Below are 23,811 nucleotides of genomic sequence, written 5' to 3'. Positions count from 1 at the left end.
ATTAGCTGCCTCTGTACGTTGAGTAGCCAAATGGGCTAAGCAATAACGGAATATGATGGTGTTTTTGATCTTGTAATCTAAAGGTAATTTGCGCCTCTGGGTAAAACGCAGGTGTTTTTTGGTTTTCATAATAGCTGTCTAAGTCAAAAACCAGTTTATAGGTGGCAAATTCTACGTCTGTGTTGAGCCAGTCGGTAATTCGCCCGTCGCTATTTGTTTTACCTTGAGCAATTAATTGCCACTCGTTATTAGTGAGTAAAAACAATTGTACAGCTACATTTTCAGCCGGTTTGCCTGTGCTGGTATCTAAAATATGGGTAGTGATAGGGCTTTTATTCATAGCAATGACTCCAATCTTATTTTTGTTATTTTGGCTTGTTCGCCCGCGGCTATATTAAGCTCTGTGCTGCGGGTGTTGTGTATACGCTGCTCAATAAGTTCAAGCATTTGCTCAGCACTTTTACCACTGGCACACACAATAAATATAAAGCCAAATTTACTGAGGTATTCTTTATTTAGCGCAATCATTTTTTTAAGGGTTTGCTCGTTTGCTTTACTCATTCCTGATTGTTCGTGCCCGGCTTTTTGCGCTGTAGCGGCGTACTTTTTACTTAAAGTTGATAAATCGCCTATTTGCGGGTGGCCTTCAAAAGCGGCTAAATAATCGCTCTCACCCAGGCTATCCCATACGCTTTGCGCGCTGTTAAATAAGTGCTCTTTATTTTCAAATGGCATGGTATTTAGCATACCGCTTACCCAGTTAGGGGCGGCGCAGCAATGCTCTAATGCTTGATGCGCTTGCGCTGCATTTAGGTTATTAATTTTTAAGCTACTCATGCGTTTTCTTCCTCATGCGTGGTGCTAATTAAGGCATTTTTAAGTGCACGCCATTGCAAGCCTTGGCGTTTGGGCGCATGGGTTTGCATAGCCTGATAAAGGCCAATTAACTGCCCGCTAATTGATATTGCCACTTCCATAGGGAGCTTGCCCGTTACATTTTCAAGCCCTACAGGGCAGATCATTTGCTTTATTTGCTCGGTGGTAAAATCGCGATGGGCTAAGCGCTGTTTAAAGCGTTTTGCTTTGGTATCTGAGCCAATAACACCAAGCCAATTGGCATCAGCGCGTTTAATAATGGCTTGTGTAAGTGCAAAGTCGAGCTGGTGGTTATGGGTTAATATTAAGTAATTATTAGCCTTTGGCGCGCGTTTAACTTGCTCTGTTGGTTCTTCATCAACCACTTTTATTACGTTATTAGGAATAACCTGCGGGAATACATCGGCGCGGCTATCTATCCAACGTATACGCATCGGTAATTGCGCCAATATACCAATAAGCGCCTGTGCTACATGGCCTGCGCCGTATATGTCGAGGGTAAAGCGCTCGCATTGCATGCACTCAAGCATAACGGTGGCAGCTCCCCCACAGCATTGGCCTAAATTTGCGCCTAGGTTAAATTGCTCTATCACTTGCGCTGCCTCGCCTTTGGCAAGTAGCTCGCGGGCTTTTTCTATAACTACGTATTCAAGGTGTCCACCGCCAAGGGTGTCGTAAATATGCTCGCCGCTTATTACCATTTTAGAGCCCGTGCCACGTGGGGTTGAGCCATTGGTGCCAAGCACAGTGGCAATAACATAATTAGTGCCGCTTTGTTCGTGCTCGTTGATAGCTTGTGCCCAATTTTGCGTATGAAAACCCTGAAACGATTCATTTAAATTAGCCATGTTGCTGCTCCTTAAACCAGCTAGCGGTTTGCTCAATTGCATTTAATACACGCTCAGGTGTGGCAGGTGTATCAAGTGGGGCGGTGTATTTGTAATCGGCCACACTGCTTATAGCATTACGAATAGCACTCCACACGCTAAAGGCCAACATAAACGGCGGCTCGCCAACCGCTTTTGATCTAAATACCGTGGTTTCTGGATTGGCCGAGTTATATAAATTTACATTAAATTCGGCAGGGGTATCGCCAATTGCAGGAATTTTATAGTTAGCAGGGCCAAAGCTTGCAAGCTGGCCTTTATCATTCCATTGTAAGTCTTCGGTGGTAAGCCAGCCCATACCTTGCACAAAAGCGCCTTCAATTTGGCCTATATCAAGTGCAGGGTTAATTGAGCTGCCCACATCGTGCAGTATATCAACGCGGGTTACGGTGTTTTCGCCTGTCAGCGTATCGATTTCTACTTCACTGAGTGCTACGCCGTGTGCGTAGTAAAAAAATGGCCGGCCTTCGCCTTTCGCTCTATCGTAATGAATTTTAGGCGTGGCGTAATAACCGGTTGATGAAAGCGATATACGATTCATGTAAGCAAGGTTTGCAAGTTCGCTAAAGCTAATTTCGCCTTTACTAAAGGTAATGAGATTATCTTTAAATACAATACTTTGGCTGTCTACTTCAAAGTGCTCACTTATAAAGTTTATTAAACGCTCTTTTATGGTATTTACCGCGTTTAGCGCCGCCATGCCGTTTAGGTCAGTCCCGCTTGATGCAGCAGTTGGCGAGGTGTTGGGTACTTTGTCGGTACGAGTAGCGCTTATGCTTACTGAGTCAAAATCAACGCCAAAGCCATGGGCTACTATTTGCGCTATTTTTGTATTAAGCCCTTGGCCCATTTCGGTGCCGCCATGGTTTAAATGAATTGATCCATCACTATATACATGCACTAATGCACCCGCCTGGTTTAAGTGTTGTACGGTAAACGATATACCGTATTTTACCGGCGTCATCGCAAGGCCTTTTTTGATAATAGGGGATGATGCGTTAAAGGCTTTAATTGCCTTTTTTCGCGCCCAGTAATCACCTGACTCCTCAAGTTGGCTTATCATATCTTTTAAAATATGCTGCTCTACTGTTTGATGATACGGGGTGGTGTCGCGGCCTTTTTTGTATAAATTAAGTTTTCGGATCTCAAGCGGATCTTTACCTAATTTAGCGGCTATGTCGTCCATTATTAGCTCGCCCATGATCATGCCTTGCGGGCCACCAAATCCTCTAAACGCAGTGTGACTTACGGTGTTTACTTTACAGCGGTTCCCTTTAATGGTGGCCGCTGGGTAGTAATAAGCGTTATCAGCATGAAACATTGCGCGGTCGACAATGGCATCAGATAAATCAGGCGAATAACCACAAAATCCATTTACAGTTACATCAGCGCCTTTAATTAGGCCATTTTCGTCAAACCCTACATGGTATTGGTTATAAAATGGGTGGCGCTTACCGGTAAGTTTAAAGTCGTCGCTGCGGGCTAGGCGCATTTTAACGGCGCAGCCAAGGTGGTAAACTGCAAGGGCAGCAAGGCAAGCCCACGGTGCCCCTTGGGTTTCTTTACCGCCAAAGGCTCCGCCCATGCGGCGGGTTTCTACGTTTACAAAGCTAAATGGCTTTTTTAAAATTTTAGCAACTAAGTGCTGCACCTCTGTTGGGTGCTGCGTAGAACACTGAACATGAATACCGCCGTCGTTATCGGGCTGAGCGAGAGCTATTTGCCCCTCAAGGTAAAAGTGTTCTTGCCCGCCTATGTGTATTTCACCTTTAAGTTGGTGGGCTGCATTATTAATGGCTTGCTCGCTATTACCGCGGTTAAGTGAATGCGGCGGCCTTACCCAGTGCTCTTTTTTAATCGCTTCTTTAATATCAAGTATGGGGGTGGTTTGCTCGCATTCTATAACCACTAAGCGAGCAGCGCGGCGCGCAATGGCGTAGCTTTTGGCAACCACTACTAGCACAGGTTGTCCGTGGTATTGAATTTCGTGATTGGTTAATAGCACATCCCCAGGGAATACTGGGCCAATATCAAGCTTACCGGGTACATCATCAGCCGATAAAATACGTTTAACACCTGCAACTTCAAGCGCTTTACTTGTATCTATTGATTTAATAAAGCCGCTGGTAATGGGCGCAAGTACAGGGTAGGCGTGTAAGCAGCCATGGGGCTCTGGGTTATCGTCGGCGTAGTTTGCATTGCCACATACTTGTTTTATTGCGCTTTCGTGATACTTAGATTGGCCAACACTTCCGCCTTGGGCTTTTAGTTTATCCATTTCAAAGTGACGCATGTGAAATCCTCGTAATGGCAATGTTGTTATTATTTTTACTGCTTGGCTGTGCACCGCAAAACTCAATACCAATACGCTGTAGCAAGTTTTTGCTTACCGTAGTGCGGTAATGCGCGCTGCTGCGTACATCGCTCATGGGAGCAAAGTCATCATTTATAGCACTAGCGGCATCTATAAATGTGCTTACTTGTAAGGGCTGAGCATTTAGCTTTTGCTCTATGTGCGCGGCGCGTTTGGGTATGGCAGCCATACCGCCCATGGCGCAGCGGGCATTGCTAATTACGCCTTGCGTTTGCTCTATAGCCAGCACTAAACACACAGTAGATATATCATCTTCAAAGCGTTTTGAAATTTTATGACACGCAAGCTTTAACGAGTCTGGGCGTTTAGGTACGGTAATTTTGCTAATGACTTCATCGCTTTTAATGACTGTTTTTTTGTAATCAACAAAGTAGTCGGCCACCATAATAGTGCGTGTGCCTGCTGCGCTTAATAAATCTAGAGTGGCATTAAGTGCGATTAATAATGGGGCTGGATCGCCAATAGGAGAGGCATTTCCTATGCTGCCACCTAAGGTGCCACTGTTACGTACTTGGTTAGAGCCGAGGCGCTCAAACAGCTCTTTAGACTCAGGGTAGTAAGTGTAAAACGCTTCAACAAATTGGCTGTAAGGGAGTGCTGCACCAATATGTAGCTCGCCGTTGTTATCGGTTAAAGTGCACAGTTCACTGGTTTGGCTAAGCGATATAATAATATCGGGCAATAGCATGTTTTGGCTAAGCTCAATGGCAAAGTCGGTGCCACCAGCAACCAAGTGTGCCTGCGGGTAACGCGCTTTAAGCTCAACAAGTTGCGCTGCACTTTGCGGTAAATAAAACGTACGAGGGCCATTTTTTAAACAAGGAATGTCATCACCTATATTTAGTGATGCCTTAAATTGTGCCGCCATGGCAGAGTAAGGCTCATTTTTACGCTCATAGCTATAAGCTTTTTCAACTGCAAGTAAAATAGGGCTGTAACCCGTACAACGACATAAATTACCCCCTAGCGCATGAATAGCGGCTTTTTTACCTGGGTAACTCGGGTTATTAATATAAAGCGCCAACATGCTCATTATTATGCCAGGGGTACAAAAACCACATTGCGAACCATGGCACTCAACCAATGCGCGTTGCACCGGATGTAAATCGTTAAGTGTAGGGTAAAGCCCTGTTGTTACAGCCTCTACGGTTACTATGTGTTTTGCGTGTGCATTACCTAATAAAAGCAGGCAGCTATTCATGGTTTTATAGTGCCAAACTGGCTCACCGTTTGAATTTAGTTTTTCTTCGCCAACTAAAATTGTGCATGCGCCACAATCGCCTGTTGCACACCCTTCTTTGGTGCCCATTTTCCCTTTTTTGGTGCGAAGCCAGTCCAAAATGGTGAGATTCGGCGCGCATTCTTCTACTTCTATTGGCGTGTCATTTAATAAAAACGTAATCACACAGACCCCCTTAACTTTTATAAAGCCCTGATATGTAAAGGCTTGGCGTATATTTTTTCTTGTTGTTTTTAAGCAGGTAAGAAAAAAACTTTTTCATCTTGGTAAGTTAATTGCAGATACCATGCCATTGTTGACCGCTTGGTCAGCTAAGTTTCTAGGCTAGCTTATTTAACCAACAAGCACAAAGAAAGGTTTAAATAATGGACAATAAATACCGCCTTACTATGCAGGGAATGACAAAGCAGTACCCCGGATGTATAGCCAACGACGGCGTAACAATAAAAATAAAACATGGTGAGGTACATGCCCTGCTTGGTGAAAACGGCGCGGGTAAAAGCACGTTAATGAAAATGCTTTATGGTGTAGTTAAACCTGACCAAGGGGACATGTTTTTTAATGGCCGCAAAATGGACATAAAAGAACCCGCCGATGCCCGCGAATTAGGCATAGGTATGGTGTTTCAGCATTTTTCGTTATTTGAAACCCTAACAGTTGCGCAAAATATCGCGTTAGCGCTGGGCGATTTAGCAGGGCATAGCAGCACACTTGCCAGCAGAATTAGTAAAACATCGGCTAGGTACGGCATGCCGCTGGACCCGCATAGATTGGTGTCTACGCTTTCAACGGGCGAGCGCCAACGAGTAGAAATAGTCAGGTGTTTATTATTAGATATTCAACTGCTTATTTTAGATGAACCCACCTCGGTACTCACTCCGCAAGAAGTAGACGCATTGTTTAAAACCCTTCATTCGCTTAAAAAAGAAGGCTGCTCGGTGCTGTTTATTAGCCATAAGTTGCATGAAGTTATTGAGCTGTGCGACAGCGCCACTATTTTGCGCGCTGGCAAGGTAAGCGGGCATTGCATTCCTAAAAACGAAACCAGCGAATCAATAGCTCGCTTAATGGTAGGCGATAGCACACCAATAAGTAACCAAACGCGCAGAGCGACTGGCACAGGTGATTTTTTAACAGTCGATAACTTATCTACCAGTGCGCAGGCGTTATTTGATATTGCGCTTAAAAATATTAACTTTGCCGTACAACAAGGCGAAATAGTCGGTATTGCAGGGGTTGCCGGTAATGGGCAAGAGGAGCTATTAAAAGCGCTTTCGGGAGAGGAGCCGCAAAAAGATAGCAACGCAATAAAATTTAAAAATACCGCTGTTGATGCGTTATGCCCTCTAAAAAGGCGCAGGCTCGGGCTTGCATGCGTACCAGAGGACAGGCTAGGGCGCGGCGCAGTACCCGATATGGATTTAGCGCACAATGCACTCCTTACCAGTTTTGATAGTGGTTTAGTTAAAAAAGGCTTTTTAGTAAAACAAAAAATTAGCCAACTCGCCGACAAAATCATTAAAAAATACAACGTAAAAACCCCCAGCAACCGTACTCACGCAGCAAGCCTTTCGGGCGGTAATTTGCAAAAGTTTATTATTGGCCGAGAGGTTGAGCAAAACCCACAATTACTGGTTATGTCGCACCCAACGTGGGGTGTAGATATTGGCGCGCAAGTTGCCATTCACGAGGCTATTTTAACGCTGCGCGACGAAGGTTGTGCAGTACTGGTTATTTCAGAAGATTTAGACGAGCTCTATAAAATTTGTGACCGGATTGGGGCAATTTGCAATGGCAAACTCTCGCCTATTTTAAATACCGACTGTGTACCACTTGTGCAATTAGGGCAGTGGATGGCGGGCGATTTTAATCACGACCTTAAAAGCAACACAGCAAAAATAACACAGCAAGGAGCGCTGGCATGATAAAGCTTGAACCCCGCGTAGAGCGCTCAAATACATGGAGTTATTTCTCTCCTGTTTTAGCCATTTTACTCACTTTAATAACAGGTTATGTGGTGTTTGCTTTACTCGGGCACGATCCGCTTAATGCCTTATATACCTTGCTCGTAGCGCCTATTTCTGACTGGTACGGCGTTACCGAGCTATTAGTAATGACCATTCCAATTTTATTATGTGCCTATGGTTTAGCGCTGTGTTACAGGGCGTCGGTGTGGAATATAGGTGCTGAAGGGCAGCTACTGATTGGCTGCGTATGCGCCAGTGCCGTAGCTGTTAACTTTGTTGACTCTACAAGTTCCTTTGCATTAGGGCTTACATTACTTGCAGGTATTGCCGGTGGCATGCTGTGGGCAGGCTTAGCTGCCTTTATGAAATTACGTTTAAACACCAACGAAATTTTAGTCACCATTATGCTCAATTACATTGCCGTTAATGTGTTGCTGTGGTCAGTACACGGGCCATTAAAAGACCCATACGGTTATAACTTTCCTGAAAGCGCCTTATTTGGCGATAGCACCTTACTACCAGTTTTATTTGAGGGTACTCGCCTTCATTTAGGGCTTGCATTTGCGCTACTAGCGCTGTGTGCCACATGGGTGTTTATTAGTAAAACCTTTGTGGGTTTTCAAATTCAAGTACTTGGGCTTGATGCATCGGCGGCCAAAATGGCGGGCTATAAACGTGCGCTTTTAATTGCTGGTGTATTGGTAATAAGTGGCGGGTTAGCTGGGCTTGCAGGGGCTGGCGAAGTGGCTGGGCCTATAGGGCAATTAGTGCCGCAAATATCCCCCGGTTATGGTTACGCCGCAATTATTGTGGCCTTTTTAGGGCGCTTACATCCGCTTGGTATTACCTTAGCAGGGCTGTTAATGGGGCTTATTTATATGGGCGGCGAAATGGCGCAAATAGAAATTGGCCTACCCAATGCCATTACCGGTATTTTTCAGGGCTTAATGCTGTTTTATTTACTCTCGTGCGATGTGCTTATTGGTTATCGCATTAAATTGTTACTGCCATTTACACAACAAAAAACGCAGCTAACACCCATCGCACAGGAATCTTAAACATGGAATTAGAGGTAATCACAAATATTTTATACGCCACTATTCGCACCGGCACGCCTTTATTGCTGGTGGCTCTAGGTGAAATGGTATGCGAGAAAAGCGGCACACTTAACCTTGGGCAAGAGGGCATGATGTTATTAGGCGCGGTGGCAGGGTTTATAACCATGTACCAATGCGACAACCTCTTTATAGGCTTTAGCGTGGCTGCGCTTGTGGGGGTTATGGCGTCGTTAGTATTTGCGTTTGTAGCACTTAATTTAAATGCTAGCCAAGTGGCTGCGGGGTTAGCGCTAACTATTTTTGGCACGGGCTTGTCGGCATTTTTAGGCGTTGATTACGAGGGTAAAACCATTAATGCCTTACCCACTTTAGCAATTGCAGGGTTTGAGCATATTCCGCTACTGGGTAAAGCATTGTTTTCGCAAGATGCCATTGTGTATTTAAGTTGGGCATTAGTACTTGGCGCTTATTTATTTTTTAAATACCACAAGGCAGGGCTTGCGGTACGCGCTATTGGTGAAAACCCAGGCGTTGGTAATAACTTAGGCTTGCCTGTAATGCGTACTCGCTATTTAGCGGTGATGTTTGGCGGCGCAATGGCGGGTATTGCAGGGGCGTACCTATCGCTTGCTTACACGCCCCTTTGGACACAAAACATGACCTCGGGTCGTGGCTGGATAGCACTGGCTTTAGTGGTATTTGCAAGTTGGCGAATTGAGCGGGTAATGCTAGGCGCTTATTTATTTGGTTTTGCCAGCATTATGCACTTAGTGGCACAGGCGCTTGGCTTAGCGGTGGATTCTAATTTACTGGCCATGCTGCCTTATGGTGCAACGCTTATAGTACTGATTATGCTAAGTAAAAATAAACAAAAACTAAAAATGTACGAACCTATGTGGCTAGGTAAGCCTTGGCATAAGGGCCATTAAAAATTTTATACAAAGAGTAACAATAAGCCTTCAACAGGATATTAAAAATACAACACGGAGAATAACAATGAAAAAACTAATAACAGCGCTTGGCGTAGCACTTAGCTTAGGGTTAAGCGCGAGTGCAATGGCAAAAGACAGCGTAAAAGTAGGGTTTGTATATGTAAGCCCGATTGGCGAAGCTGGTTGGACTTACACCCACGATGTAAGCCGCCGTTACCTAGAGGATAAATTTGGCGAAAAAATAAAAACAACCTTTGTAGAAAGCGTGCCAGAGGGCGCCGATGCAGAGCGAGTTATTACACAATTAGCCAAAAGCGGGCACGATTTAATATTTACCACCTCGTTTGGCTACATGAACCCGACCATTAAAGTGGCTAAACGTTTTCCTAACGTAAAGTTTGAGCATGCAACAGGTTATAAACGCGCTAAAAATGTGGGCACTTATTTTGACCGTATTTACGAAGGGCGCTACTTAACCGGTGTTATTGCTGGGCACATGAGTAAATCTGACAGTATTGGCTATATTGCCGCGTTTCCTATTCCTGAGGTAATACGCGGTATTAACGCGTTTACTTTAGGCCTGCGCTCAGTAAAACCTAACGCAAAAGTAAAAGTAGTGTGGGTTAATAGCTGGTTTGACCCTGGTAAAGAGCGCGAAGCTGCCGACAGTTTAATCGACCAAGGTGTTGATATTATTACCCAACACACCGACTCACCTGCGCCACTTCAAGCCGCAGAAGCCGCCGGAATATACGCCATTGGTTACCACTCAGATATGAGCGGCTATGGTAAAAAAGCGCACCTTACGGCGCCTGTGCATCATTGGGATGAGTTTTACGCCGAGCGCGTGCAGCAAGTGCTTGACGATAAATGGCAATCGCAAAATGTATGGAAAGGCATAGATGCCGGTATGACCCGCTTAGCGCCGCTGAGTAAAAACATTCCTGCCAATGTTGTTGCAGAGATAGAGGCGATTAAAACCAAAATTGCCAACGGTGAGTTTCATCCATTTAGTGGCCCAATTAACAATCAGCAAGGTGAGCTGGTAACTAAAGCGGGGCAAACAATTGATGATAAAACCTTACTGGGTATGGACTTTTATGTAGAGGGTGTTGAAGGGCAGCTTAAATAAGCGCCACTGTATTTAAATTAAAACCTAGGCAAGGCATTTATACCTTGCCCATATTAAAGCGCTAAAAGGATGTTGACTATGTCAAACCAAGAAGCAATCTCAGAAGACATAATTTACGCAGTAGATGATAAACCAGGGCTGACCGAATCTTTTTTTGCTGCCCTGCAACATGTACTGGCAAGTTTTGTAGGTATTATTACGCCCACGCTTATTATTGGTGGCGTGTTGGGGCTTGGTAGCGAAATACCGTATTTAATTAGTATGGCGTTGTTTGTATCGGGGGTTGGTACATTTATTCAGGCTCGCCGTGTGGGGCCAATTGGCTCAGGGCTTATTTGCGTACAAGGCACCAGCTTTGCGTTTTTAGGCACTATTTTGGCAACCGGTTTTACCGTAAAAGCCACTGGAGGCGGAAACGATGAAGTACTTGCCACCATTTTTGCGGTGTGTTTTTTAGCAGCCTTTGTAGAGATATTTATTAGCTTTTTTATAGAAAAGCTTGGCAAAGTAATTAAGCCTGTAGTGACCGGTGTGGTGATCACCACCATTGGGGTTTACCTCATTAAAGTAGGTATGACCGACATAGGCGGCGGGCAATGGTTATTAACTAATATGCCTGAAAAGTTTGCCTCGCCAAGCAACTTAATTGTGGGTTTTTCGGTGGTGGCGCTGGTGGTATTACTAAATGCTAGCAAAAATCAGTGGGTAAGGCTTACCGCTGTAGTCGTTGCCATGTTAGTAGGCTGGTTACTTGCTCTTATTTTAGGTATAGCCAAATTTAAAATGGGCGAATTTGATTTAATCGCCATGCCATTACCATTCAAATATGGCTTTAATGTTGATTTTGGCGCCATGATTGCCTTTAGCTTTTTATACCTAATTACCGCCATTGAATCCACAGGCGATATAACCGCAAATTGTGCGGTGTCTAAATTACCGGTAAAAGGCGCAAGCTATTTAGCGCGTATACGCGGCGGTATTTTAGGCGATGGGGTTAACTCAATGATTGCTGCCGCATTTAATACGTTTCCTAATACCACTTTTAGCCAAAATAACGGCGTTATTCAGTTAACCGGTGTAGCAAGTAGATACATTGGCCTGTGGATTGGTGTAATTTTGATTATTTTAGGGTTATTTCCGGTGATTGGTGCCGTGCTACAAAATATTCCTAAACCAGTGCTAGGTGGTGCAACGCTTGTCATGTTTGGCACAGTAGCAGCCGCAGGAGTAAAAATTCTTGCAAGCGAAAAAATAAATCGTCGTAGCTTACTTATTATTGCGGTGAGCTTAGGTATGGGGCTAGGGGTTAGCTTTGTGCCCGAAATGTTTATAAATGCGCCTAAGTTGGTAACCGCTATTTTTGGCAGCGCTGTAACGGTATCGGGTTTAACCGCCATCGTTATGACACTTGTTTTACCAGAAAATTATTCAGCAAGTACAGATCATCTTAACTAGACTAATAAAATTATAACAAAGGGATTAACAATGAAAATTACAACAATTAAAAAATTAGCCTTAGTCAGTGCTATCGCGGTGTGTTCAAGTAGTGTGTCGGCAAAAGAGCTGTGGTCAGATTTTAGTATAACCGCCATGACCGGCGCCGATTACCTCGAGCCGTTCTCGGGGGAGGAAGATGACAGAAGCGTAGTAACCATTGAGCATGCATCGGGGCATACATGGGGCGGTACCTTCTTTTTTATGGATAGATTAAGTAACCCCGATGAAGTATACGGAGAGCTAAACATAAACCCAACGCTGTACAAGCCACAAAATAGCTTTGTTAAAGAGGTATTTTTAGGCCTACAAACAGAATATGGCTCGGGCGATACCGATCAAAATAACTACTTATTAGGTGGCGGCGTATCGTTAGATGTACCAGGGTTCCAATATTTTAATGTGGCTTATTACCGTCGTTTTCAGGACGATATTGGCATAGAGCGTGAAGATAACAACCAAATAACCGTAACGTGGGGCTATAACAAGGGTAACTTTAGATACGATGGCTTTTTAGATATTGTTGACAGTACCGACACTATGTTTGGTAAAAGCGAAGGCGGTTTTAACTTTACCTCACAACTTAAATACAACATTGCTCCTATGCTTGGCCTAGACACAGGTCGCCTTGATGTAGGTATAGAATACGTATATTGGAAAAATAAGTTTGGTGTAGATGGTCAAACAGAGCACAATCCAAACCTAATGGTTAAATGGCATTTTTAAAACTTTAAGCGTTACAGAATACAAAAAAGGCTGCTAGTTAATGCAGCCTATTTTGTACATTAAACGCAATAAAATTGGTTTATTGTTAATAATGACACTGCAGTAACCTATGGCTTAATCGGTTAAGTTTTATTGTGGATTAATGAAATGTTAATTGCTGAGTGTATTGATAATTGTTATCATTACGTAAAATAACTAATTAAATACCCCGTAATGACTCTGAAAAACACTTTAGCTCTGCCTCTAATTGCTGTCGCGCCATTTTACACTTTGGCTAACGCTAACAATGATATAGAAACAATAGTAGTGACCGCCTCTGGCTTTGAGCAAACCTTAGCGCAAGCGCCAGCTTCTATTACTTTAATTAGCAAAAAGCAGCTAGAAAACCGCGCTTATAAAGACTTAACCGATGCACTTAACGATGTTGCAGGGGTTACGGTTACCGGTGGTGGCTCGCGACAAGATATAAGCGTGCGTGGCATGCCAGCGCAGTACACTGCTATTTTGGTAGACGGTAAAAAGCAGTCAGGGCGTGAATCACAACCAAGCGGCAGCGGTGGCTTTGAGCAAGATTGGCTGCCACCACTAGATGCTATTGAACGTATTGAAGTTGTGCGTGGACCTATGTCTACGTTGTATGGGTCGGATGCAATTGGCGGCGTTATTAATGTTATAACCCGTAAAAATTACGACAATTGGCATGCTAATGTTCGCCTAGAAACCACACAGCAAGAAAACAGTAATTCGGGTGATGAATACCAAGGGCAAATATATGCAGCGGGGCCATTAATAAAAGATTTATTAAGCGTTAACCTTTCGGCTCTTTACCAAGAGCGTGAAGAAGATGCAATTGAGCGCGGTTACGGTGAAAAAGAGCTGACAAGCTACAGTGGTACACTGCATTTAACAGCCACGCAGCACGATGTGATATCGCTTGAATACAGCGAACACGATCAAAAACGTATTTCTACATCGGGGCTATCGTTACCTAGTCGAAATAGCTCTAGCGAAACGAACAATAATCGCAGCACGTGGTCGTTAGCACATAAAGGTAGCTATAGTTGGGGCGCTGCGCATTCGTATATTCAACAAGAGTCGGTTGAAAACGAAGGCCGTGAAATAACCATCGAAAATACCTTAGCAAATACGCAGTGGTCAATTGCACTTGAAAACCACCATGTAACATTAGGCGGCGCATTTGAACAAGAAAAGCTTGATGACAAAACAACAAACGCAGCCACTATTACTAAAATAGATAACAAACAATGGTCGCTATTTGCTGAAGATGAGTGGAGCTTACACCCCGATTTTACCATTACCACGGGTTTACGAGTTGATGATAACGAGCAGTTTGATTCGCACTTGAGTCCACGCCTATACGGAGTTTGGAATATTAATGAGGCATGGACCTTTAAATCGGGCGTAGCTACCGGTTACAGAGCGCCAGATTTACGCGAGCTTAGCCCTAATTGGATCCAAAGCAGCCGCGGTGGCGACTTATATGGAAATGCTGACCTAGAGCCCGAAACATCCGTCAGTAAAGAAGCGGCTGTGTATTATGCTAACAGTGATTTTCAAACTAATATCACGGTTTTTCATAATAGCTTTGAAGACAAAATTAACACCGTTTTATGTCCTATCACAGTGTGTGGTGATGAAACCGACCGCTATAACATCAATATTGATAAAGCGGTGACTTATGGGGCTGAGCTAAATATAGAAACAATGTTAAGTGCAGATATTACCCTTGCAACTAGCTACAGCTATACGTTTTCTGAGCAACGCAGTGGCGACAATAAAGGCCAGCCACTTACGCAAATACCTAAACATTTAGCAACGCTAAATATTAACTGGGATGTAAGCGATAACATTAATACGTGGGCACGTGCTAATTACCGCGGTAAAGAAACCGAAGCAGCCTCTATAACTAGCCGTTTAACCTCAGCCCCTTCTATTGCAACAGCAGATATAGGCAGTGCGTGGCAAGTAAACGGTAACGTTAAAGTTATGTTTGGTATTTACAATATATTTGATAAAGCAACCAGCTACGATGAATACGGCTATGTAGAAGATGGCCGACGCTACTGGCTAGCTATAGATACAAAACTATAAGGGGTGTTTATGCCAAAATTTATATTCTCTGCTGTGGTACTCAGCTTTTTAGCTACGCACCCAGCTATTGCGCAAAATACACAATTAACAGCGCAAGATTACGTCGAAAAAGGAATGCAGTACGCTGATGAGTTTCCGGGGTTAACAAGCCTATGCGATATACAAAACCCGTTACGTGATTTAACAAAGCGTGTTCGCACTAATAATGAAGGTAAAAAGCGCAGTAAAAAGTTGGGTAGTAAACGGCGCTCATCAACGATTGAACCTACACAAGTGTTTGACAACCTTTATTATGTAGGTACTGGTGGAGTGGCAAGTTGGGTAGTTAAAACATCACAAGGGCTTATTGTTATTGATGTGCTAAATAACAACGAACAAGCTAAAAATTACATTGAAAAAGGTTTGCTCACACTAGGCTTAAACCCCGAAGATATTAAGTATTTAATTATTAGCCATGGGCATGGTGATCATTACGGTGGGCAAGAGTACTTAGTTAATAAATACAAACCGCGTGTTGTAATGAGTCAGGTTGAGTGGCGACGCTTAGAACAACCAAAGCTTGATTTTGAAAGCCCACGTTGGGGCAAACGGCCAACAAGAGATATAAGCACAAAAAAGGCAGATACAATTACGCTTGGCGATACTAGCATTGGCGTTCATTTAACGCCTGGACACACCCCTGGCACTATTTCGTTGTTGTTCCCAGTATACGATAACGGCAAAAAACATATGCTAAGCCTGTGGGGAGGGACTGGGCTAAACTATGGGCCTGATATTGAGCGAATTAGCGCTTACAGTGTCGCCGCTAAACGTTTTGGCAATCTGGCAATGCAAGCCGGTGTAGATGTGTTTATATCAAATCACCCTAAACGCGATGGTTCGTTTGAGCGCATAAAGCAACTTAAAAATAGAGCCCCCGAGGCGGCGCATCCATTTGTAATAGGTCAAGAGCAAGCCTCGCATGGTTTTTCTATGTTGAGCGATTGCACTTACGCGCAGGTTTTAAAAATTAAAGGAGAGTAAGGCACTTATTTGCAAAAGTTTTTAATATTAGGGGTTAACCATTTAACCAATGTGTTGTAATTTGGAGTATCTATATTTACTTTTAACGCCAGATTAAAAGGAAGAATGATGAAACCCCTCATTTTAATTTTATGCTTGTTTATAAGCTGCTCAGTGTGGGCCGAAACTACTAAAAATATGCCCGTAGCAATAAACTGGTTACAGTTAATTGATGCGGGTGAATACACAAAAAGTTGGCAACAAGCCGATGCGTTATTTAAATCGCAATTAAGTAAAGCAAACTGGAAAAGCGCCCTAAACACAGTGCGTGCGCCACTAGGTAAAGTGGCTACGCGAGAACAAATAAGTGCTAATGCTTACTCATCTTTACCTGGTGCCCCGCAAGGTGAATACCTTATTGTGCAATTTAAAACGCAATTTTCAGCAAGGCTTGCGGTTGAAACCCTTACATTAAGTAAAAGCAGTGGGCAATGGCGCGCGGTTGGCTATTTTATTAAATAACCAGCGTTCAATACCAATCCGTAATAATACATAATGATTTTCAGGGGCTAAACGTGTCGCAATGCAGGAGCAATTGCCGAGAACAACTAAATAGCGAATTTTTTGCCTTGCTATCATCACGTTTACCCATCCTCAAAATAGATCACTTAATTATGCGGATTGGTATAAGTTAAAAAACTATTTTGCGTATTTATTAATATTAGAAAAAGCCATTAACACATCGCGGGCATAATTAAGCCGCGGGTGAGCAAGCGCCCCTTTACGCCACGCTAAGTACAAATTGTTTTCCGGCCCTTGCGGACCAAGTTTAATTAATCTACCCGATTGAATATCGTCATGACATATATAATCAGGCAGCACGGTATAGCCTACACCGGTTCTTACTATGCCAGCGAGCGCGCGTATGTCGGGGCAGCGAGCAATTATTTTTGACGTACAGCTTTGCTTAAATACAATATCAAAATACTGGCGTATAAGCGGTAATTGACTGTCGTAACTAACCACCGGCAGCGTATTTAAAAGTGCTGGCGTAATGGTCTGCCCCTCTAAGCTTTGCGCTAATAAACGGTGCGCCACCAGTACTAGCTCTTCGCTGTCGAGCACTTCAAAGTCGTAAATTTTGTTATCGGGCAGGGAGGCTGTAATAGCCATATCGGCAACGCCGGTGTCGAGCGCTGAATAAATTTGCTCACGATTACCGGGCAGCACGACCACATCAACATTGCCTGCTTGTAACAAATTTGCCAGCTGTGCAGAGGCAACATAACTAATATATTCGGCGGGCCCGGCTAGTGTAATCGTTCCGCTCACATCGTTTGAACGGGTGCGTACCGAGGCGACTTTTTGCTCTATAGCATCAAGGTGATTTGCCACTTGGCCTGCTAAATCGTGGGCGGCATTACTTGGTTCTACGCCTCGGTGACGCCGCTCAAATAACGATTTACCTACCACCGACTCCATTGTTTGTATATGCGCGGTTGCAGCTGGTTGCGACAGCCCCAAATTTTTAGCAGCCCGAGAGATGTTTTTACAACGATATACCTCAACAAAGGTGCGTAATTGTACAAAATAAGACATAAAACATTAGGTATCAGAAATCCGATGGGTAAAGCAAGATTAACTGAATTCTAGTTATTGTAAAGTGCGCGTACACTTGCGCTCGTTCAGTTAGACATTAACCGTTTTCATATTTAATTTATAAAATAGGTAATTAATTACTTGAAAGTTAACTATTAATTCCCATTTTATAAAGCAATGAGCACCAGGGGCTGAGCCCCGTAACCAAGTAGAGTACAAATATGTTAAATTTTGCATTTAAAAACCGCACCGAGATTTTATTCGGCAAAGATCAAATTAATGAGATCGCAAGCCGCGTACCAAGCCAAGGCAAGGTCATGTTTTTATACGGTGGCGGTTCGATCAAAAAGAACGGCGTATATGACGATGTAGTAAATGCACTTGAAGGTGTGGACTTTGTGGAGTTTTCGGGAGTTGAGCCAAACCCAACTTACGAAACACTTTCAAAAGCTGTAGAAATTGTGAAAGAGCAAAACGTTAGCTTTATATTAGCTGTAGGCGGCGGTAGTGTTATCGACGGCGCTAAATACGTAGCGGCAGCAGCAAAATACGAAGGCGACGGCTGGGATATTTTAGTTAATGGCGCAGAAGTAAAAAGTGCATTACCTATTGGCGCGGTATTAACGCTTCCGGCTACTGGCTCAGAAAGCAACGGTAACTCAGTTGTTACCCGTAAAGAAACCCAGCAAAAACGTGCCTTTGGTACGCCAATTGTACAACCGCAATTTGCCGTGCTTGATCCTACGTATACATTCTCACTGCCAACTCGCCAAATTTCTAACGGTGTAGTTGATGCGTTTGTACATGTTATTGAGCAATACTTAACGTACCCAGTTAATGCGCCACTGCAAGACCGTTTTGCAGAAGGCATTTTATCTACGCTAATTGAGCAAGGCCCTAAAGCCCTTGAAAACCCAGAAGATTACGATGTTCGTGCAAACGTAATGTGGTCGGCAACGATGGCACTAAATGGCTTAATTGGCCAAGGCGTACCGCAAGATTGGTCTACGCACATGATTGGCCACGAGCTAACAGCGCTTTATAGCTTAGATCACGCTGTAACACTTGCAATTGTATTACCGCCGCTTATGTTTGTTCAGCAAGAGCAAAAACGGGCTAAAATTATTCAGTTAGGTGAGCGTGTATTTGGCCTTGATATGCAAGACAAAAACGAGCTGATTGATGCAACCATTAAACATACTCAAGACTTTTTTGAGCAAATGGGCATTAAAACAAAACTTGGCGATTACGACCTAGGTGAAGACGCGGTTGAAGCCGTTGCCAACAACCTTGAGCGTAACGGCATGACAGCCCTTGGCGAACATGGCGATATTGACATAGCTAAAGCGAAGAAAATTTTAAGCCTAGCGCTTTAATTTAATTGTTTTTTGAATGGCGCTTTTTAGCGCCATTTTTTATGCTCAAAAAGCTAAAAGCTAAAAGCTAAAAGCTAAAAGCTAAAGGCTAAATGGTGCAATTAACTAAGCTAGTTTATTATTTAACTCTACAACACAGCTAACAGGGACTTACCATGCGCGGCTTGTTATTATTTATTGGTTACTCATCTTATATTGGCAGTGTGGGCGATGGCCTGCTTGGCTTGCATGCACTATGGGTTTTAATCAGTAATAATTTAGCATTTTTGAGCTTATCGCTTAATGACTTTTTAGCGCAGTATGTAGGGTTTATACCAATCCACTTAATTAAGTGATCTATTTTGAGGATAGATAAACGTGTTGATACGCAGATAGCGACACGTTTAGCCCCTAAAAATGATTAAGTATTATTGCGGGTTGGTATTAGATATTGGGTGAAGCAGGTTGCTTTTTATGTCATGCCGCAAAGCTTTGCTAATTGGTTATTCGGCATTCCAGCCGTTATTTACTTTCCCGTACGTATACTAATGAGCCTAATAATTGGCTGGTGGGCACTAAAAAAGGCAGCTCAACTAAAAGCTGAAAGATACTAAAAGTGGTTACATATAAAAAATTCGACATACTCTTTCTTGACGGTGTCGCAGGGCTACTTGCAGGTTTAACGTTGTTTAGTTTTCAAGGATGGTTTCACGAAGTTTATTCTTTACCTCTATATGTCCTTCAATTTATTACAGCAGCTAATATGCTTTATGGTGCGCTGGCATTATTGTTGGCTTCTAAAAGAAAAAGAAGCTTTTTGATCATTAAATTATTAGCTTTAGCTAACACATTTTGGACATTGATTTGCATCTGTTTCATTTTTATATACCTAGATTCTGCAAGTTGGAAGGGTATAAGCCTATTAATTTTAGAGTCTCTTTTTGTTGGCTATTTAGCTTATTATGAATGGGTTAATCGCAATAATTTAATTTACAGTCCTACTTATAAAAAATGTGTAAAAACTACTCACTTTTAAAATAATTACCTTTTTAAATATCGCATATCACAATAACCCATCATTAATTTCATCAAAAGTTTATTAACCCATTGTTTTTAAATGTACTTTCAATCCTCGTTTTTGGCTTTTGCTAATTACATCTGGCATATAAATTGATACACCAAAGTATAAAATTTAAAAGGGAATGCACATGACTGCTGAATACTTTATGGTGCTGGGGCTGCTCGGAGTGGCTTTTTTTTCGGTTGCAGGAGCACTGCTAGGCTACGAAAAAAACATAAGTGGTTTTGGGGTGGTAGTGGTGGCTACTGTCACAGCGCTTGGCGGCGGTACTCTCAGAGACATTTTGCTAAATAAGCCTGTATTTTGGATTGCTACGCCCGAATATTTATACTCAACTTACGCCGCCATTGTGGCCACAATATTATTTGTACGTTACTTGCCTCATGTAAATAACTCTTATTTTTTATTCGTCGATGCCATAGGCATGGGTCTGTTTAATATTATGGGGATCGAAAAAGCGCTGATTAGCGGCACAGGTATGTTAATCGCCATTACTATGGGTGTAACAACCGGTATTTTTGGTGGGCTTATACGCGATGTAATTTGTCGTGAGTTGCCCTCGGTTATGCGAAACGAACCTTATGCCTCAGCGTGTTTAATTGGTGGCCTTGTATATGCAGCGTTGTTTACTTTAAGTATTGATTATATTTGGTGTATTTTAGGCTCATTGTTTTCTACGGTATTTTTAAGGCTAGGCTCGCTTAAATGGGGCTGGCACCTAACCATTTTCAGAAAAAAAGATTTTAAAAATCAAAGTGATTAGGTTTTAAGGCGGGAGTTATTAATTGGCTGAGTTTGCATATGGTACTCATAGTTATCTTCCCCAGTGATCTTAAAGCCTAGTCGAGTATAAAGTGCTTTAGCAGGGTTGTTTTTAAGTACTGTTAGTTTGATAGGCTTTAACTTTGCAGTTTTAATTACTTGCTCAATAACGCCTCTGCCGTAGCCTTTATTTTGATGGTTGGGGTGTATTTGTAATTGCATTATTTCAATGTGGCTACCCGCTATTTTGTACTTTAGCGTACCTATAGTATCACCATTAAACTGTATGAGATGAGAGCAATCGTATTGCTCGTCAACCCTTTCATTATGCTGTTGCTCAGTTAAAAATAAGCCGGCCACCTCAAGGTGCTCTACCATAGTAAGTTTTCTAAGACATAATTAATAACCTGAGCCTTGGCTAATAAATCTATCTCAAGCAGCTATTTTTAGCGCTAACTGCGTTGAATCTACTTGCAATAGGCTAGCTATTGACGCGCAAATTCGCCTTGTTTTCACTTAAAATTTCTAGCTAGAGAAAACAGACCCAGTAACATTACTAACCAACTATATCTAAATCTCTTAACCAAAGCTCAGGTTAAACCTCTTTTCGGGCGTGGCTTTTGTAAACGTAAAAACCAAAATGTCCTTCCTTGTATTTAAAAAATTTAACTTTAGTTGAATCACTTTCTGTAAAAATTAGGTCTTTATTAGCCATTACAGATTTAATGGGCACACAATGAACATAACACACACAAATAACGCACTCACCTTTTTACTTACACTCAGCTTTGCATTACTTGGTGTATCGTTTGCTTTAGGTGCAAACCCAAACACACTCTCAGCTACCTTTAGTTTTTATGAACTTGATACCTTACTCAGTAACAATACATTAGGTTTGCTCACAGGCAGCGCGATGATTGCGTTGGCAGTCACCACCTTAGCTGCGCATTTAAAATTAATAAAGCCTGTACCTGCAGTTATACTCGCATTAGTTGTTAGCATAGTGCCTTTACTTACCTTATTTGCCAGTAACCGCTGGATGGCACAGTTAGGCGGCTTTCCAATTATTGGCAGTGGGCAAGGCATAATTAAATACTTTGCTGTTATCCCTTTGTATTTATTTTTGTTTTATAAAAATAAGCTTACTGACAAACAACACGTACTTTTAAACTTTATACCGGTTGCTATGGTTTTATTGTGGATTGGCGGCATGAAATTTTATGAGTTTGAAGCCAAAGCTATTGTAGGCCTAGTAGAAACCTCACCGTTTATGTCGTGGTTATACACGGTATTTAGCGTACAAGGCGCATCAAATATCATTGGTGGGTTTGATGTATTATTTGCAGTACTACTTGGTGCAGGCATTTTACTTAACAATAAAAAGCTTATTATTGTTAGTGGCTTAGCGTGTTTAAGTGTATTTTTAATGACCCAAACATTTTTAATTACCGCAAACGGCGCGTTTAGCTCAAGCACGTTATTAGAGCGTTTAGGGCAATTTGTAATTAAAGATTTATGGTATGTAGGTAACTTAATTGTTATTGCCACTTTAATGCTACTTAAACCTGCTAAATAATATATAAAGAGGACGTTATGATCAGTTGCAACCATTACGATTACATCGAAATTGCCTGTATGCACCATTTAAGCGTTGAGCTTATTTTAAAAAATGGCGATGGTGTATGTGGTGTAGCAACTGATACAAAACGCAATGCACTCAAACAAGAGTGCATTGCCATTAACGTAAATGGCGAGCTAAAGCTTATTGTGCTCACTACAATTAATCTACTTAAAGCACGTAAGAGTAATCCTTACTTTGATCATGTGAACTTTGATGTAAAGTAAATCACTAACCAATTCGTTTTATCATAAACACTCCAGCGGGCCTGTTTCATCATTATGTTAAGGCTCGCTTATCTAGCCAATGCTTTAACTCATACGGCTAAATGTACAAAGGCAAAATTTACCTTTAGAGTAAACTGTGCATATAAACAGCTATTGTGACGTTGTCCAATAACATTATTAAAAGTCGTTTTGGGGCAACATAACAAAGGCTTTTTCACTCCTGTCTAATTGCTTGTTTACATTACAGTTATTTAGTGGAATTATTGAGCAATGTAATATGCGCCGTTTTAGGCGTTATAACCCCCCAAAGTGGTGTTCAATAAACTGTTAGGCATCAAGGAGATACCGTGAGTAATAATGAAGAACTTAAAGGGCTGTCCGGTTGGCTTATATTAGTTGGTATTGGAGTCGTAATGGGCCCAATCAGGCTCTTTGCTACAACCTTTCCTTTATTCCAACCAATATTCAGTGATGGTACGTGGGAAGCTTTAACGACCGTTGGCTCGGAAGCATACAGTCCATTTTGGGCTCCACTTATAATTGGTGAAATTGTATATAACGTAGCAATGTTTGCTGCCCTAATATATTTAGCATTTCTATTTTTCTCCAAGAACTATAGGTTTCCCTTCACTTACATCTTAATAGTGGTGATTTCATTGATTTTTATACCCTTAGACTCATGGCTAGTACAGTTTGCCATGCCTGATGAGCCCATTTGGGACCCAGAAACAGCTAAAGAATTTTTCAGAGTTCTGATAGGCGGAATAATCTGGGTACCGTATTTGCTTTTATCTAAAAGGGTTAAGGCAACCTTCGTTGAAAAAATGCCTAACAAATCAAGTCATCAGGACGCCAGCGAAGCTTGAGGCGTTAGCATTCAAATCTACAGTCTAATTATATTACTAGAGAATTATTGTGAAATACTCTAGGATTTTACTCTTTTCAGTAGGCTTGTATTTATTACTAATTGCTTTATCAACAATAGCAACACAGATTGTTGGCTTTGATGAAATGGTTAAAAGTATATTATACACTTCTACCCATTACGCCATCGGGTTTGGAACCTCTTTAATTGTTTATTGTTACTTAGGGTACAAGCAAACGGTGAGCCCCTATAAACACGCCTTTTTAGTTGCGGCTGTTTATTGGTTTATTAACTTAAGTGTCGGTGCCTTACTATCTATTTTGATAGAAATATCAATGGAGCCTTTAATATATTTGATTCCAGCTTTGCTGCATGTCATTGCTGTTTTATTAGGGACGCTACTTGGTATTCAAGTACGTAGTAAAAAATTTAGCGTAATAAAAAAATGAAAAGCAGAACCTAAACAGCTGGTTTGTCTCCTGTATAGCTAATTTATGCCAACAA

At 42.2% G+C, this 23,811-nt stretch carries 24 protein-coding genes; 17 read left to right on the top strand and 7 right to left on the bottom strand.

Annotated features, from left to right (window positions below; all coding sequences use genetic code 11):
* Position 1: 1 nt before the first annotated feature.
* Genes uraH through xdhA form a run of 5 tightly spaced genes read right to left on the bottom strand, consistent with a single transcriptional unit; the run spans position 2 to position 5,542 of the window.
* On the bottom strand, positions 2 to 340 hold the full coding sequence (gene uraH, locus AN390_RS17225; protein WP_055255498.1) for a hydroxyisourate hydrolase: 339 nt from the start codon (positions 338 to 340) through the stop codon (positions 2 to 4).
* On the bottom strand, positions 337 to 837 hold the full coding sequence (uraD, locus tag AN390_RS17220; protein WP_055255497.1) for a 2-oxo-4-hydroxy-4-carboxy-5-ureidoimidazoline decarboxylase: 501 nt from the start codon (positions 835 to 837) through the stop codon (positions 337 to 339). Before uraD ends, uraH begins: the two co-directional genes overlap by 4 nt.
* Positions 834 to 1,724, bottom strand: coding sequence for a xanthine dehydrogenase accessory protein XdhC (gene xdhC / locus AN390_RS17215; RefSeq protein ID WP_055255496.1), 891 nt, complete (start codon positions 1,722 to 1,724; stop codon positions 834 to 836). The genes uraD and xdhC overlap by 4 nt, the downstream gene beginning before the upstream one ends.
* Positions 1,717 to 4,056, bottom strand: coding sequence for a xanthine dehydrogenase molybdopterin binding subunit (gene xdhB / locus AN390_RS17210; protein ID WP_055255495.1), 2,340 nt, complete (start codon positions 4,054 to 4,056; stop codon positions 1,717 to 1,719). Before xdhB ends, xdhC begins: the two co-directional genes overlap by 8 nt.
* Positions 4,043 to 5,542, bottom strand: a complete 1,500-nt coding sequence (gene xdhA, locus AN390_RS17205; RefSeq protein ID WP_055255494.1) for a xanthine dehydrogenase small subunit — start codon at positions 5,540 to 5,542, stop codon at positions 4,043 to 4,045. The genes xdhB and xdhA overlap by 14 nt, the downstream gene beginning before the upstream one ends.
* A 200-nt stretch (positions 5,543 to 5,742) precedes the next feature.
* On the opposite strand from xdhA, the gene AN390_RS17200 reads away from it, so the two are divergent.
* The 9 genes from AN390_RS17200 to AN390_RS17160 all read left to right on the top strand — a co-directional run bounded on the left by AN390_RS17200 (position 5,743) and on the right by AN390_RS17160 (position 16,322).
* Positions 5,743 to 7,302 carry an ABC transporter ATP-binding protein gene (locus tag AN390_RS17200; RefSeq protein ID WP_055255493.1) on the top strand — a complete coding sequence of 520 codons (1,560 nt, stop codon included), beginning with the start codon at positions 5,743 to 5,745 and terminating at the stop codon, positions 7,300 to 7,302.
* Complete coding sequence (locus AN390_RS17195) at positions 7,299 to 8,402, top strand: ABC transporter permease (protein ID WP_055255492.1); 1,104 nt, start codon at positions 7,299 to 7,301, stop codon at positions 8,400 to 8,402. Before AN390_RS17200 ends, AN390_RS17195 begins: the two co-directional genes overlap by 4 nt.
* A gap of 2 nt (positions 8,403 to 8,404) precedes the next feature.
* Positions 8,405 to 9,331, top strand: coding sequence for an ABC transporter permease (locus AN390_RS17190; RefSeq protein WP_055255491.1), 927 nt, complete (start codon positions 8,405 to 8,407; stop codon positions 9,329 to 9,331).
* A 67-nt stretch (positions 9,332 to 9,398) separates the two neighbouring features.
* Positions 9,399 to 10,466 carry a BMP family ABC transporter substrate-binding protein gene (locus tag AN390_RS17185; RefSeq protein WP_055255490.1) on the top strand — a complete coding sequence of 356 codons (1,068 nt, stop codon included), beginning with the start codon at positions 9,399 to 9,401 and terminating at the stop codon, positions 10,464 to 10,466.
* 78 nt (positions 10,467 to 10,544) lie between these two features.
* Entirely contained in the window at positions 10,545 to 11,921 is a 1,377-nt protein-coding gene (locus tag AN390_RS17180) for a uracil-xanthine permease family protein (RefSeq protein ID WP_055255489.1), read from the top strand.
* A gap of 30 nt (positions 11,922 to 11,951) precedes the next feature.
* Positions 11,952 to 12,686, top strand: coding sequence for a DUF5020 family protein (locus tag AN390_RS17175; protein WP_004587064.1), 735 nt, complete (start codon positions 11,952 to 11,954; stop codon positions 12,684 to 12,686).
* Between the two features lie 213 nt (positions 12,687 to 12,899).
* Positions 12,900 to 14,798, top strand: coding sequence for a TonB-dependent receptor domain-containing protein (locus AN390_RS17170; RefSeq protein WP_055255488.1), 1,899 nt, complete (start codon positions 12,900 to 12,902; stop codon positions 14,796 to 14,798).
* A 9-nt stretch (positions 14,799 to 14,807) separates the two neighbouring features.
* Positions 14,808 to 15,821: an MBL fold metallo-hydrolase gene (locus AN390_RS17165; RefSeq protein WP_055255487.1), complete on the top strand. Its 1,014-nt coding sequence runs from the start codon at positions 14,808 to 14,810 to the stop codon at positions 15,819 to 15,821.
* Between the two features lie 105 nt (positions 15,822 to 15,926).
* The gene (locus AN390_RS17160) at positions 15,927 to 16,322 is read left to right on the top strand and encodes a DUF4019 domain-containing protein (protein ID WP_223230555.1); all 396 of its coding nucleotides are present in this window, start codon (positions 15,927 to 15,929) and stop codon (positions 16,320 to 16,322) included.
* Positions 16,323 to 16,499: 177 nt separating this feature from the next.
* Here AN390_RS17160 and AN390_RS17155 read toward each other — a convergent pair whose 3' ends face one another.
* Positions 16,500 to 17,399, bottom strand: coding sequence for a LysR family transcriptional regulator (locus tag AN390_RS17155; RefSeq protein ID WP_055255486.1), 900 nt, complete (start codon positions 17,397 to 17,399; stop codon positions 16,500 to 16,502).
* 221 nt (positions 17,400 to 17,620) lie between these two features.
* Here AN390_RS17155 and AN390_RS17150 point away from each other — a divergent pair, with 221 nt between their 5' ends.
* The 4 genes from AN390_RS17150 (at position 17,621) to AN390_RS17135 (ending at position 20,598) form a co-directional block, all read left to right on the top strand.
* Positions 17,621 to 18,775: an iron-containing alcohol dehydrogenase gene (locus AN390_RS17150; RefSeq protein ID WP_004587069.1), complete on the top strand. Its 1,155-nt coding sequence runs from the start codon at positions 17,621 to 17,623 to the stop codon at positions 18,773 to 18,775.
* Positions 18,776 to 18,930: 155 nt separating this feature from the next.
* Positions 18,931 to 19,110 carry a hypothetical protein gene (locus AN390_RS19710; protein WP_095206788.1) on the top strand — a complete coding sequence of 60 codons (180 nt, stop codon included), beginning with the start codon at positions 18,931 to 18,933 and terminating at the stop codon, positions 19,108 to 19,110.
* A 260-nt stretch (positions 19,111 to 19,370) separates the two neighbouring features.
* Positions 19,371 to 19,790: a hypothetical protein gene (locus tag AN390_RS17140; RefSeq protein WP_055255485.1), complete on the top strand. Its 420-nt coding sequence runs from the start codon at positions 19,371 to 19,373 to the stop codon at positions 19,788 to 19,790.
* A 172-nt stretch (positions 19,791 to 19,962) separates the two neighbouring features.
* A complete protein-coding gene (locus AN390_RS17135) occupies positions 19,963 to 20,598 on the top strand; it encodes a trimeric intracellular cation channel family protein (RefSeq protein ID WP_055255484.1) in 636 nt (211 codons plus the stop codon).
* Here the strand turns inward: AN390_RS17135 and AN390_RS17130 are convergent.
* Positions 20,595 to 20,975 (bottom strand): N-acetyltransferase, encoded by a 381-nt coding sequence (locus tag AN390_RS17130; protein ID WP_055255483.1) that lies wholly within the window; start codon positions 20,973 to 20,975, stop codon positions 20,595 to 20,597. The genes AN390_RS17135 and AN390_RS17130 overlap by 4 nt on opposite strands.
* Before the next feature lie 358 nt (positions 20,976 to 21,333).
* Between AN390_RS17130 and AN390_RS17125 the strand changes: the two genes are divergently transcribed.
* From AN390_RS17125 to AN390_RS17110, 4 genes are all read left to right on the top strand, one after another.
* On the top strand, positions 21,334 to 22,173 hold the full coding sequence (locus AN390_RS17125; protein WP_055255482.1) for a DUF417 family protein: 840 nt from the start codon (positions 21,334 to 21,336) through the stop codon (positions 22,171 to 22,173).
* Between the two features lie 17 nt (positions 22,174 to 22,190).
* Positions 22,191 to 22,442, top strand: coding sequence for a Rho-binding antiterminator (locus AN390_RS17120; RefSeq protein ID WP_055255481.1), 252 nt, complete (start codon positions 22,191 to 22,193; stop codon positions 22,440 to 22,442).
* A 347-nt stretch (positions 22,443 to 22,789) separates the two neighbouring features.
* The gene (locus tag AN390_RS17115; RefSeq protein WP_024032815.1) at positions 22,790 to 23,308 is read left to right on the top strand and encodes a DUF2569 domain-containing protein; all 519 of its coding nucleotides are present in this window, start codon (positions 22,790 to 22,792) and stop codon (positions 23,306 to 23,308) included.
* Positions 23,309 to 23,357: 49 nt separating this feature from the next.
* Positions 23,358 to 23,756 carry a hypothetical protein gene (locus tag AN390_RS17110; protein WP_236695114.1) on the top strand — a complete coding sequence of 133 codons (399 nt, stop codon included), beginning with the start codon at positions 23,358 to 23,360 and terminating at the stop codon, positions 23,754 to 23,756.
* The last annotated feature ends 55 nt before the right edge of the window (positions 23,757 to 23,811 follow it).

The sequence above is a fragment of the Pseudoalteromonas sp. P1-11 genome, from assembly GCF_001399995.1.
Classification (GTDB): Bacteria; Pseudomonadota; Gammaproteobacteria; order Enterobacterales; family Alteromonadaceae; genus Pseudoalteromonas; species Pseudoalteromonas atlantica.
This window is presented reverse-complemented; position numbering and strand designations above follow the sequence as displayed.